Origin of the sequence: Streptomyces sp. 8L (genome assembly GCF_020176795.1) — a bacterium.
In the GTDB taxonomy this organism is placed as follows: domain Bacteria; phylum Actinomycetota; class Actinomycetes; order Streptomycetales; family Streptomycetaceae; genus Streptomyces.
Window position 1 is genome coordinate 1 of the sequence record NZ_JAIUKE010000405.1, and the last position, 11,640, is coordinate 11,640.

Annotated in this window: 11 protein-coding genes and 1 pseudogene; 4 read left to right on the forward strand and 8 right to left on the reverse strand. The window is 74.3% G+C overall.

Features of this window, described 5'->3' with window-relative positions:
* Nucleotides 1–241 precede the first annotated feature (241 nt).
* Nucleotides 242–652, forward strand: a complete 411-nt coding sequence (locus LCE31_RS28745; protein ID WP_225019327.1) for a nitroreductase/quinone reductase family protein — start codon at nucleotides 242–244, stop codon at nucleotides 650–652.
* 52 nt (nucleotides 653–704) lie between these two features.
* On the opposite strand, the gene LCE31_RS28750 is transcribed toward LCE31_RS28745, so the two are convergent.
* The 6 genes from LCE31_RS28750 to LCE31_RS28775 all read right to left on the reverse strand — a co-directional run bounded on the left by LCE31_RS28750 (nucleotide 705) and on the right by LCE31_RS28775 (nucleotide 6,232).
* Entirely contained in the window at nucleotides 705–1,361 is a 657-nt protein-coding gene (locus LCE31_RS28750; RefSeq protein ID WP_225019336.1) for a DinB family protein, read from the reverse strand.
* 243 nt (nucleotides 1,362–1,604) lie between these two features.
* Nucleotides 1,605–3,206: a glycoside hydrolase family 55 protein gene (locus LCE31_RS28755; protein ID WP_225019338.1), complete on the reverse strand. Its 1,602-nt coding sequence runs from the start codon at nucleotides 3,204–3,206 to the stop codon at nucleotides 1,605–1,607.
* 115 nt (nucleotides 3,207–3,321) lie between these two features.
* A complete protein-coding gene (locus LCE31_RS41355; RefSeq protein WP_374118579.1) occupies nucleotides 3,322–3,993 on the reverse strand; it encodes a DUF6114 domain-containing protein in 672 nt (223 codons plus the stop codon).
* Between the two features lie 2 nt (nucleotides 3,994–3,995).
* Entirely contained in the window at nucleotides 3,996–4,661 is a 666-nt protein-coding gene (locus LCE31_RS28765) for a DUF6230 family protein (protein WP_225019340.1), read from the reverse strand.
* Between the two features lie 257 nt (nucleotides 4,662–4,918).
* On the reverse strand, nucleotides 4,919–5,626 hold the full coding sequence (locus LCE31_RS28770; RefSeq protein WP_225019342.1) for a TetR/AcrR family transcriptional regulator: 708 nt from the start codon (nucleotides 5,624–5,626) through the stop codon (nucleotides 4,919–4,921).
* A gap of 420 nt (nucleotides 5,627–6,046) precedes the next feature.
* Nucleotides 6,047–6,232 carry a hypothetical protein gene (locus LCE31_RS28775; RefSeq protein ID WP_225019344.1) on the reverse strand — a complete coding sequence of 62 codons (186 nt, stop codon included), beginning with the start codon at nucleotides 6,230–6,232 and terminating at the stop codon, nucleotides 6,047–6,049.
* Between the two features lie 83 nt (nucleotides 6,233–6,315).
* On the opposite strand from LCE31_RS28775, the gene LCE31_RS28780 reads away from it, so the two are divergent.
* Nucleotides 6,316–6,990 (forward strand): Tat pathway signal sequence domain protein, encoded by a 675-nt coding sequence (locus tag LCE31_RS28780; RefSeq protein WP_225019346.1) that lies wholly within the window; start codon nucleotides 6,316–6,318, stop codon nucleotides 6,988–6,990.
* A gap of 196 nt (nucleotides 6,991–7,186) precedes the next feature.
* On the opposite strand, the pseudogene LCE31_RS28785 reads toward LCE31_RS28780, so the two are convergent.
* Nucleotides 7,187–7,732 (reverse strand): annotated as a pseudogene (locus LCE31_RS28785) (YbjN domain-containing protein); the annotation flags it as partial.
* Nucleotides 7,733–7,742: 10 nt separating this feature from the next.
* Nucleotides 7,743–9,083 (reverse strand): D-inositol-3-phosphate glycosyltransferase, encoded by a 1,341-nt coding sequence (gene mshA / locus LCE31_RS28790; protein ID WP_225019348.1) that lies wholly within the window; start codon nucleotides 9,081–9,083, stop codon nucleotides 7,743–7,745.
* A 240-nt stretch (nucleotides 9,084–9,323) separates the two neighbouring features.
* Between mshA and LCE31_RS28795 the strand changes: the two genes are divergently transcribed.
* Nucleotides 9,324–10,127, forward strand: a complete 804-nt coding sequence (locus LCE31_RS28795) for a class I SAM-dependent methyltransferase (RefSeq protein ID WP_225019351.1) — start codon at nucleotides 9,324–9,326, stop codon at nucleotides 10,125–10,127.
* A 307-nt stretch (nucleotides 10,128–10,434) separates the two neighbouring features.
* The gene (locus LCE31_RS28800) at nucleotides 10,435–11,622 is read left to right on the forward strand and encodes a C40 family peptidase (RefSeq protein ID WP_225019353.1); all 1,188 of its coding nucleotides are present in this window, start codon (nucleotides 10,435–10,437) and stop codon (nucleotides 11,620–11,622) included.
* The last annotated feature ends 18 nt before the right edge of the window (nucleotides 11,623–11,640 follow it).

Sequence of the window (11,640 nt, forward strand, 5' to 3'; positions counted from 1 at the left end):
GCGCCGCCCCGGTAGGCGCGTACGTCGACGAGCGGTTCGCCGCACTCCTCGACGGGTACGGAGGTCACCCGGGGGTCGGACATGAGGACGACGTCGGCGGTCATACCGAGATCATGCCGCAGGGCGCGGGCGACACCCCGGCCGGTTCGCTCCCGCCGCCGGGGGCGCCGTGGTTCGATGGTTGCCCGGGCCCGGCGGGGGAACCCTCTCCGGGACCGGCCCGACCGGAAGGACCGACCGCATGCCGCGCCTCGCCGCGTTCAAGCACCGTGCCGTCACCGCGCTCCAGCGACGCGTCGTGAACCCGGTCAGCTCCCGCAACCCCTCCCAGACCCTGATCGAGACGACCGGGCGGGTCTCGGGGGAGCCGCGCCGTACGCCCGTCGGCGGCAGCCGGGTGGGTTCGGAGTTCTGGCTCGTCTCCGAGCACGGTGAACGGTCGCAGTACGTACGGAACATCCGGGCGGACCCGCGCGTGCGCGTCCGCGTCAAGGGGCGCTGGTACGCGGGGACCGCCCACCCGCTGCCCGACGACGACGCGCGCGCCCGGCTGCGGGCGCTGCCGCGCGGAAACAGCGCGGCCGTCGCCCTGTTCGGCACGGACCTGCTGACCGTACGCGTCGATCTCGAACCGGAGTGGTCCACGTCCTGACTTCCGGGGCCGCTATACCCGGGGGCGGGCTGCCACGGCTCGGTGCACCGGCTCAGCAGCGTACGTAGAGATCCCTGAGCAGGGCGATCTCCGCGCCGTGGTGCAGGAGTTCCTGGTTCACCCAGGCCACGGTGGTCAGGAACACGTCCTCCGGGTCGCTGCCGTGCGGGTACGTGCTGTACCCGACGGTGTCGAGCGCGGTGTCGTCGGCGCCGAGCAGCGCCGCGCGCCAGGCGTCCGCGCCCGCCTCGAAGGCCGCGACACCGGACGCGGCACCGCCCGCCGTGCGGTAGGCGGTGCGGTCCCGCGTGTGCGTGCCCGCCGTGTGGTCGGCGCGCAGGGCGAGCATTTCGGCGAGGTGGGAGAGGCGCCAGGCCAGCGTGGTGAACGGCGGCGGCCACGGCTGGTCCCCGTCCGCCGCGTCACGGCCCCACTCCCCGGTGCCCGTGAGGTAGGTGGCGCCCTTGCCGGGCCCGTCGGCCCGCCGCCGTACGGACCAGGAGTCGGGGACCGGCTCCCAGGCGAACTCCTCGTCGGTCAGCGGGACCACCGGCACGTCCGTGCCGTTGCCGCTGTCCACGGTGGGGCCGGTCATCCGGCGCACGAGCCGCTCCCGCGCGAAGTCGAACTGCTCGATCAGCGGCGCCAGCCGCGCGGGCACGGACGACGGCGGGCGGGGAACCGCCGGTGCGGGACTGTCGGTGGGCATCCGGGGCGCGCTCCTCGAAACCGTGGGCGGACGCCGGCCCCGCGAAACGCGGACGCCGGGTGCGCGTGCGTGTAGACGTAGCCGGACGCCGGGTGTGCGTGCGCCAGACGTAGCCGGACGCCGGGTGTCGGGTACGTACGCGGACGCCGGGCGGGCCCACGGTCTCACGGCGCGGTCGGGGCGCGCCCGGGGTTTTCTCCGCGGTGAGCGCGACGGCCCGCCCGTCGCCGCCGACTGCCCCGCTCAGCAGGGGAGTTCGCGCTGAGCCTCGTACAGGTTGACCGGCCGGGCCGCTTCCGGGTGGCCGTACCCCGCGAGCCTGGTGTGCAGGTCGCCGATGAAGTCGGGCTCGTCGACCTGCCCGAACTCGCTCACCTCGCTGACCGCGACGGTCGCGCTGTACGGGGCGATCCCGTCCAGCCGCACCAGGCCCGCCCGGCCGTTGGTCACCGTGATGTTCCAGTGGGTGAACCGGGCCCCGTACAGCGGCCCCGCGCTGCCGTCGCCGCCGTGCCGGCCGTCGTTCTCGACGGTGATCTCGGTGCGGACGTTGGCGAACGGCAGGCCCCGGTGCGTGTCGAACGTGCCGGCCGCCATCCGGCCGCGCGACCAGACGTTGTGGCTGGACAGGCCCTCCGCGTTGATCCCGTGCAGCACCGGGTTCTCGGCGGCGCCCCCGAAGTCCGGCGGCTCCACCGCGCGCGGGCCGATCTCGAAGTCCTCGGTCAGGTTGTCGTGCGAGCCCTCGCGGCAGAAGTACGGGTGGTGTGCGCCGCGCCCCTGGACCCGGGTGCGGCGCAGGGTGCAGGCGGACGCCGCCACCAGCCCGAAGCCGTTGTCCACGTCGGTCACCACGACGTCGTCGACCCAGCAGTCGTACGCACACTGCACGACGACCCCGTTGCGTCCGGTGTCCAGCAGGTGCGGCGACTGCTCGGCCCGCGCGGCCTCGACGGTGAGGCCCTCGACGCCCGCGCCCACCAGCGGCGGTGTGGACACCGCCGCGAGCACCGGCTCCCACTCGGGGCGTACGTCGAGGGGCAGCGGGCGCTCCAGTTCCACCACGTCGCCCAGGACGCCGGCCACCCGCACCGGCCACTCGTAGGGCGGGTAGGAGGTCAGCTTCGTCTTCGACGCCCAGTCGTACGCGGCGGCGCCGGGGCCCCCGCCCGCCATGTGCGCGAGCAGGGTGTGGTGTGCGTCGTCCGCGAGCCGCAGCACCACCAGCGCGCCCTCGGCCACGGCCCCCGGGTCGGCCACCACGACGGTGCGGTCCCCGCGCGCGGCCGGTGCCACGGCGGTCAACGGCCGCCACGCCGTACGGGTGTTGCCTGACCAGCCCTCGCACGGAGAGGCGCCGTCCGCGATGGCCCCCACCAGCTCCGTGTACCGGTCGGCGGCGCACAGCCACACCAGCCCGCCCGCCCACGACCAGCCGGACTTGGGTTTGGCGCCGCCGTCGCGGGGCCCGTACGGCCCGATGATGCCGGTGAGGTCGCGCGGCGCGTACAGGGTCGTACGGCCGCTGCCCGCGCCCCGCAGCACCACGCCGTCGTGTCCGACACGGACCACGTCCTCGATCCGGTAGCGGCCCGGTGGCACGAGGACCGCGCCGCCGCCGCGCGCGCCGGCCGCGGCCAGTGCCCGGTTCAGCGCCGGGGCGTCGTCGGTGGCCCCGTCGCCGCGCGCACCGAAGTCCCGTACGTCCGCGACGACTTCGGGAGAGGGCAGCTCACGCTTGCCCGCGCGGGCACCCGACCTGCCCACATAGGGGATCTGCGGGTGGGTGAAGGGGGAGGCGGTGAACTCGTCCCAGAGCGCGCCGGGTTCCTCGGGGCTTGCCATGGCCGGCGATCATCTCCCGCGTGCGTGCGGCCAGCAGAAGATCCCAGCCTACGCGCGGGCGGTCCGTGCCCCTCCGGGCTCCGGCTCCCCTGCCGTGGGGGCCCTCGGGGCAGCCTCAGGCGCGGGCCGCACCTGTCTTCCCGCGGCGCCAGCGGCGGGGTTCCTGGTCGGGCAGCCAGCCGAAGGCGAGCGAACTGCCCACCAGGCCGAGCAGCATGCCCACGAGGAACCCGCCGAGGTTGGAGGTGATCCAGGTGCCGAGCGAGCAGAGCACCGCGATGACGGAGTAGAACATCCGGTGCATCGGATTGAACAGGAGCAGCAGCCCGCACACCGCGATCACACCGGGCAGCAGGTAGCCGGCCAGCGATTCGGCGCCCGCGTGCAGCACCACGGAGATGTTCGCGCGCTCGCTCAGCAGGATCTCGCAGCCGCCGATCAGCACGCACAGCCCGCCCCAGAAGGGCCGCCTGCGCCGCCAGCCGCGGAAGCCGCGCTGCCGGGCCACGGGCGCGGTCGCCTGCGCGCCCGCCGGGGCCCCGGGCGCGAACGGCGGCGGTGGGGCGTACGACGGTGCGGCGGGCGGCGGCGCGGACGACTCGGCCGACGTGGTCGGCAGGGGTGTGGTGGCGTCCCGCGCTGCGGCGTCCTGCCGTGCGGCCGGGGCGGGTTCGGCGGCGTCCTGCCCGGTGAGCGGCAGGGACTCGGTGGCCGGCGGTGTGACGCCGGGCGGCACGGCGGCCGGGGAATCCTCCCCGGCCTGCCGCGGGTCGTGCTCGGGTGCCACGTTCAGCAGCCCTTCTTCGCGAAGCTCATGTGCAGGTTCGGCAGGGTGAACTTCGCGGCCGTGGTCGCGTAGTTCGTCTGCCGGAAGCCCTGGAGGTTCGCGGTGTCCGCCTGCTGGCCGAAGACCCCGAGCGGGCCCTTGACCGGCGGCTTGTCGAAGGTCGACGCGTCCCCGCCGATCTCGATGTCGCCGAACGTGGCGGTCTGCGCCGCGATGTCCGTCGAGTCGGTGGTCAGTGTGTCCGCCTGCACCTTGTGACCGGCCTTCGTGCCCGCCGTGAGGTGGAGATACGTACCGCCCAGCGCCACGCTCTGGCAGAGGTCGGTGATCTCGGCGTGCCGGAACGCACTGACGATCACCAGCTCCTGGCCGCCGGTGTCACCGGCGTTGGGGCTGTTGTCCGCCATGTTGTCGAGCCCGCCGAACTGCCCGAACCCGGTGCCCTCCAGCGAGCTCCCGGCCACCACGAACGGCATGCCCGAGATGGCGAACTGGGCCGCGATCGCGCCCTGCGCCGTGAGCACGACCAGGGTGGCGGCTATCGCGGCCGCGGGCACCCCCATGATGGCGGCCCTGCGAAAGCGCACCCTGCCCCTGCGGGCGGGTGACGGCGAGGACGCCTCGGCACCCTCGGTGTCGGATCTTGGTGGTTCCTCGGAGATGGCCATGAGTAAAGGCTCCCTTGAGCACGCTGACGATCGCGGAACGACGTGCGTCGGCTTCGCCCTGGCGCGGACCGCTCCCCGCGTACACCACAGGAACCGGGCGGGGACACCCGCCGGAAGTGGCGACGTAGCCACGGGAGCACTCCGGAAGTTACCCCCAGGTACACCCCCGGTCAACGGTTCGTGTGAAAAAGAGGTGTCCTTTGTGTGCACTGCTCGGTCACGCGTCAACTGGCGTGCAAGAAGGTGCAGTTAGGACGTCAGGAGGGCAGGCGGCCCGGTCCGCCGGCCCCCGCCCGGACCCCGAAGGGCGCAAGAACCACACACAGCAGCGTCGGCAGCAGGTCCGGCAGGCTCTCGGCGGCGCCTCCCGAGATCCTCCGGTACAGCGCCAGGTGGACGGCCCCGATCACGGCGTCCACCAGCTCCTCGCCCACCACGCCGGGCGGGGCGGGCGGCGCCTCGTCGAAGAACCGCCGGAAGCTGCGCAGCAGTTCCTCCCGCTCGGCGCGGCCCGCACCGCCGATGCCCTCGACCTCCACCAGCATCGCCGCGAACGCGGGCGTGCCCGCCAGGATGGCGAGCAGCTCACCGAGCGCCGCGCGCACGGCGGAAGGCCAGTCCGCCTCGTGCCGTGCCTCCAGGTACGCGTGCTCCATGGCCTGGACGACGAGCCGCACCCCGGAGCGGTAGGCGGCGAGCACCGCGTCGTCCTTGCCGGTGAACTGCTCGTAGAACACCGGCCTGGTGACGCCCGCGGCCCGGCAGATGTCGCTGATCCGCGCCCCGGCGCAGCCCTTTTCGGCCACGGTGCGCGCGATGCCGTCGAGCAGCCGGTCCCGCTGGGTCGCCGCGACCAGTTCCGCCGGTGTCCTGCGAGGTCCGCGCCGGATCGAGCGTTCCGGTTCGCGTCCCGTGCGCGCCCCCGGCAGGACCGGGCGCGGGCCACGCTCCCGCGCGGATTCCATGGCCGCTTCCCTTCCCTCGGCCGGCGTCCGCCGGGCCTCGCTGTTGACGCGCCCGACACACCGGGTTTACAACCCTCTTGGGTTTCCCTCTCCACCGTGGCCCACCGACCACGGCTCGCCGATCAAGGCGCGCCGGCCGAGGTGTGCCACGGGCCGCGGAACACGTTTCCGTACGACGAGAGCCGGGGACCGGGACGGGTCCGTGGCGCCGGACCCGTTTCCCCCCTTCCCGATCGCGTGCCCCGTCACCCCGGGACTCCGTCCGGAGCCACGGGACTCCGCCACGCGTCGGCCACGCCCGGTCCGCGTCGTCCAGCGGGCCGCACCACGAGACCGTACGGCCGCCCGACCCGGCGGCGGCACCGCGCCCCGCCCACCGGACCGGCCACACCGTCGGCACAGCCGCACCAGCCGCACCGTTCAGACCGGCCGCGCCACCCGGATCGGCCGCACCGTCTGCATCGTCCGCACCACTCGCACCGCCCGCACCGCCCGCACCGCCCGCACCAGCCGCACCGCCCGCACCACTCGCACCGCCCGCGCCGCGCGCACCACCCGGATCGGCAACACCATTCGGCCCAGCCGCACCAGCCGCACCGCCCGCACGTCAGGACCGTACGCCGATGTGCGTACGCGCCCGCCCCCGCACGTCCACATCGTCATCCTCCGTTCGACGAAAGGGACTCGTCATGGGTAAGCGCACCATCCTCACCACCGCCGGTATCTCCGCGGCGGCCGCCGTCCTCTGCGCCGCCCCCGCCCTCGCGGCGGGCGCCGGGGCGCAGGCGGGCTCCGTCCTGACCACCGGCGCCGCGGGCGGTACCGCGGTCGCCACCGGGGACGTCGTCTCGGCCGCGCTCGCGCCCGGCGCCAAGGCCGTCATCGCCACCACCTCGGGCGGCAGCACCGGCATCACCTGCACCAGCTCGACGTTCACGGCGACGGTGACGGACAACCCCGCCGCCCCCGGCACCGCCACCGAGAGCGTCACCGCGCACACCTTCGCCAACTGCACCACGAACGTCCTCGGCGCGACCGGCGTCCAGTCGATCACCGTCGGCAACCTGCCCTTCGCGTCGACCGCGACCTCGGCGGGCGCGCTCGACGTGGCGGCGGGCAGCGCGGGCGCGATCCAGACGACCCTGAAGCTGAACACGGTCCTCGGCGCGATCACCTGCGTCTACAACTCGACCGGACTCAGCGGCACGACCTCCAACACCGGCAACACGATCACCTTCGCCAACCAGAAGTTCACCAGGACGACCGGGCCCGCGACCTGCCCCGGCTCCGGCTTCTTCTCCGCGACGTACGGGCCCGTGCAGGACACCAGTGTGTCGGGCAGCCCCTCGGTGTTCGTCAACTGACCGCGCGCGCCCGGCCGTCCGGCATCCGCTGACACCGGCCGGTCCCGGTCCGCACGGGAGACACCGGGCGGGGGGGGGGCCCCGGGGGCCCCCCCCCCCCCCCCCCCCCCCCCCCCCCCCCCGCCGGCCGGGGGGGGCCCCCCGGGGGGGCCGGGGGCCCCCCGGAGGCTTCCCGGCCTGCCGCGCCGTCCTCGCCGGTCAGGTGGGTGAAGGCGGCGAGGTTGCGGGTCGACTCACCGCGCGCGACACGCCACGCGTACTCCTTGCGGATGGACTCCGCGAACCCCAGCTCCAGCAGTGTGTTGAAGGAGCCGTCCGCCTCTTCGAGCACGGCGCCGAGCAGCCGGTCCAGCTCGTCCCCGCTGACCGCGGCCAGCGGCAGCTTCGCCGTCAGATAGACGTCGCCGAGCCGGTCGATCGCGTAACTCACCCCGTACAGCTTGAGGTTGCGCTCCAGCAGGCGCCGGTGGAACTTCTCCGTGTTCTCGTCGGGGTGACGGACGACGAACGCGTTCAGCGACAGCGAGTGCCTGCCGACGCGCAGCGAGCAGGTGGTGGAGAGCTTGCGGGTGCCGGGCAGTGTCACCACGTACGCACCGGGCTCGGGCGACTCCCAGGTGACGCCCTGGCGCGCGTGTCCCGCCGCGTCGCGCGCCCCCTCCCCCGCGCTGTCGGCGTCGGCCTCGGCCAGTGCGTCGAGTGCCTCCTCGACGACACGCGCCGCGTCCCGCGCCGTGGTCATCCGCTCACCGTCACCCATGCGGCGAGCGTACGCGACGGCGGTGGTCGTGCAGGGCCGCCTGATAGACCTCCGCCGTGGCGGCGGCCGCCGTGTCCCAGCCGAAGCGGCGGGCGTGTCCGGCCGCGGCGCTGCCCATCCGGTCCACCAGGTCGGGGTGGCCGATGAAGCGCGACAACGCGTCCGCGTACGAGGCGGGATCGTGGTCCGGGACGAGGAACCCGGTCGACCCGTCCCGTACGGCCACGGGCAGGCCGCCCACCTCGGCGGCGACGACGGGCGTGCCCGCCGCCTGCGCCTCTATGGCGACCAGGCCGAACGACTCGCTGTACGACGGCATGACCAGCACGGACGCGGCCCTGAACCAGTCGGCGAGCCGGTCCTGGCCGACCGGCGGCACGAACCGCACCAGGTCGGCGATGCCGAGACGCGCGGCGAGCTTCTGGAGCTTCTCCGGCTTCGCGAGGCCGCTGCCGCTCGGCCCGCCCACCACCGGCACCACCAGGCGCCCGCGCAGCGACGGGTCCCGGTCCACCAGCAGCCCGACCGCCCTCAGCAGCACGTCCGGTGCCTTCAGCGGCTGGATACGGCCCGCGAACAGCGGTACGAACGCGTCCTGCGGCAGGCCGAGCCTGGCGCGGGCCGCGGCCCGCCCGTCGCCGGGACAGAAGCAGTCGAGGTTGACGCCCGGGTGGACGACGGCCGTACGCGCCGGGTCCGCGTCGTAGAAGCGGGCCAACTCGCCCGCCTCCTCCTCGGTGTTGGCGATCAACCGGTCCGCGGCGCGCACCACCTGGGTCTCGCCGATGACACGGGCCGCCGGCTCGGGGGTGTCGCCCGCGGCGAGCGACGCGTTCTTGACCTTGGCCATGGTGTGCATGGCGTGCACCAGCGGCACGCCCCAGCGCTCGGCGGCGAGCCAGCCGACGTGCCCCGACAGCCAGTAGTGGGAGTGGACCAGGTCGTAGTGGCCCGGCCGGTGGCCGGCCCAGGCCTGCGTCACACCGTGCGTGAAGGCGCACAGCTGCGCGGGCAGGTCCTCCTTGGACAGCCCCTCGTAGGGGCCCGCGTCCACATGCCGCACCAGCACGCCCGGCGCCAGCTCGACCGCCTGGGGCAGCCCGCCGGTGGTGGCGCGGGTGAAGATCTCCACCTCGATGTCGATCGCGGCGAGCCGCTTCGCCAGCTCCACGATGTACACGTTCATCCCGCCCGCGTCGCCCGTTCCCGGCTGGTGCAGCGGGGAGGTGTGCACGCTGAGCATCGCGATCCGGCGCGGTTTCCGGCGCTGTCCGGGGAACCTGAGCCTGGGGGGCGATACCGTGCCCGTAATCCTGGACACGTACTGGCTCACGTCGACGGTCCTCTCACTGGGGGCGGCGGCTCGGAGGCGTGCGCGGACACCACTCTTCCTCCAAGGCCCAGAACACCGGAATGGGCTCTTTCATTTCCGTTTTGCCAAAACATTGCTACATCCGCGTGTCGCCCCGGCGTGTCACGGCAGCGCGCCGGCACCGGCCGCCACCACGGCCGTAGCGGCCCTCCCCCGGCACCGGCCGACGCCGCCGCTCGCCGACTGGTTACGCTCGGTCGCATGCCGACGCGCCCGCACCCCCGCCCCGAGGGCGCCGTCACGCGGGGCACCACGCACCGCAACCGGCTGCGCCGCATGGACCGGTGGATCGCCGCGTCACTCGGCCGCGCCCTGCGCTGCGCCGACGACCCGGCCGTCGTCGACCTCGGGTACGGGGCGGCTCCCTGGACCGCCGTCGAACTGCTCACCCGGCTGCGGGCCGTCGCGCCGCGCACCGAGGTCACCGGCGTCGAGATCGACCCGGCGCGGGTCGCCGCCGCGCTCCCCTACGAACGTCCCGGCCTGTGCTTCCTGCACGGCGGCTTCGAGGTCCCGCTGCCGGACCGGCGCCGCCCCCTGCTGATCAGGGCGGCCAACGTACTGCGCCAGTACGACGAGGAGGACGTCCCCGCCGCCTGGGCCCGGCTGACCTCCAGGCTCGCGCCCGGCGGACTGCTGGTCGAGGGGACCTGCGACGAGATCGGCCGGCGGCACGTGTGGGTCGCGCTCGGCCAAGAGGGGCCCCGCACCGTGACGTTCGCGGCGCGACTAGGCGGCCTCGGCCGCCCTTCTGACCTCGCCGAGCGGCTGCCGAAGGCGCTCATCCACCGCAATGTGCCGGGCGAGCCGGTGCACGCGTTCCTGCGGGACTTCGACCGGGCGTGGGCCTCGGCCGCCACGTACGCACCGCTCGGCGCGCGGCAGCGCTGGAACGCCGCCGTACGCCAACTCGCCGGTGACTGGCCGCTGGTGGGCGGCCCACGGGGCGGGCGTCCGGGCGAGGTGACCGTCCGCTGGGAGGCACTGGCGCCGCGCGGACGATGAGGCGAGCGGCGCGCCCGGTACGCCGGTCCCGGTGGCGAACCCGGCGGCGAACGGCGCGCCAACACGCTGTGAACAGGCACGGAGGCATTGCGCGTGCGGGGGAACCCGGGCGAGGATCGGGGACGTCTTCGATACGTCTCGGTACGGCCTCGGTACGTCGTCGGTACGTCCTGCGGGCGGGCCCGCGGCGCACCGCGGGAACCGGGAACAGACGGCACAGGGGACAGACGGCACAGGGACAGTGCAAAGGAACAGGGACAGGAAAGGGCCCCGGAACAGCGGGGCCCTCGAATGCTGGGGGGATCTTGTGAGTCGACGTCGCCGCGTCGCGGCCGCCATCGCGCTGGTGTGCGCGCTCGGCCTCTCCGTGTCGCCCGGCTGGGGCACGCACCGCGCGTACGCGGCGCCGAAGCCGCCCGGCAGTTCGCTGCCGCCCCAGGACTACGGGACGCCGGTCGCGCCGCCGACGGTCGGGCTGCCTCCCGGCGCGGGCAAGGGGCCGGGAACGAGCGCGAGTTCCGGCGCGGACTCCGGCTCCGGCGCCGCCGACGGCGCCACCGATTCGTCCCTCGACTCGGTGCGCCGCCGCATCGACACCCTTTACCAGCAGGCGGGTTCGGCGACGGACGCGTACAACCTGGCCGCCGAGCGCACGACCGAGCAGAAGGCGCAGCTGGCCGAGACCGCCCAGGCCCTCGTCGAGGGCCAGACGCGGATCGCGTCGCTGAAGGAGCGGGCGGGCGCCGCCGCACGCGCCCAGTACCGCAGCGGCGGGCTCCCGCCGAGCGCGCGGCTCGCCCTCACCGACGACCCGCGGTCCTTCCTCGACGGCCTCTCCCGCGCCACGGCCGAGCAGAAGGCCACGAACACCCTGCTCAAGCAGCTGACCACCACGCAGACGGACTTGACGACGTACGCGAAGGACGCCAGCACCAACTGGCGCACACTGCAAAAGGACCAGCAGACCACCGCGCGGACCAGAAAACAGATACAGCGGAAGATCTCGGACGCGAAGGATCTCGAATCGGGCCTGGAGGCCGCCCAGCGGGCGCGCCTCGCGGAGCTGGAGCAGGACGCCGACGCCACCGCGCAGACCACCTGGCTGAACACCCAGGCGCCGAGCGACATGAACCGCGCGCCGAGCGCGGCGGGCGCGCGGGCGCTGGCCTTCGCGACGGAGCAGATCGGCAAGCCTTACGTGTGGGGCGCCGAGGGCCCCGGCTCGTACGACTGCTCGGGGCTGACCTCGCAGGCGTGGGCGGCGGCGGGGCTGTCCATCCCGCGCACGTCGCAGGAGCAGTGGCGCCTGCTGCCGCACATCGCGATCGCCGACATGCGCCCCGGCGACCTGATCATCTACTACAAGGACGCGAGCCATGTCGCGATGTACGCGGGTGACGGCAGGATCGTGCAGGCGCCGCGACCGGGGCGGGACGTGACACTGTCGGACGCCGGCACGATGCCCGTACTCGGGGTCGTGCGTCCGGACGCGTAGCCCCTCCCCTCCGGGCCC

Coding starts and splice junctions, on each gene's coding strand:
- LCE31_RS28770 (WP_225019342.1), bottom strand. CDS start 5,626: ATGGAATCCGCGCGGGAGCGTGGCCCGCGCCCGGTCCTGCCGGGGGCG.
- LCE31_RS28745 (WP_225019327.1), top strand. CDS start 242: ATGCCGCGCCTCGCCGCGTTCAAGCACCGTGCCGTCACCGCGCTCCAG.
- LCE31_RS28750 (WP_225019336.1), bottom strand. CDS start 1,361: ATGCCCACCGACAGTCCCGCACCGGCGGTTCCCCGCCCGCCGTCGTCC.
- LCE31_RS28795 (WP_225019351.1), top strand. CDS start 9,324: ATGCCGACGCGCCCGCACCCCCGCCCCGAGGGCGCCGTCACGCGGGGC.
- LCE31_RS28780 (WP_225019346.1), top strand. CDS start 6,316: ATGGGTAAGCGCACCATCCTCACCACCGCCGGTATCTCCGCGGCGGCC.
- LCE31_RS28755 (WP_225019338.1), bottom strand. CDS start 3,206: ATGGCAAGCCCCGAGGAACCCGGCGCGCTCTGGGACGAGTTCACCGCC.
- LCE31_RS28765 (WP_225019340.1), bottom strand. CDS start 4,661: ATGGCCATCTCCGAGGAACCACCAAGATCCGACACCGAGGGTGCCGAG.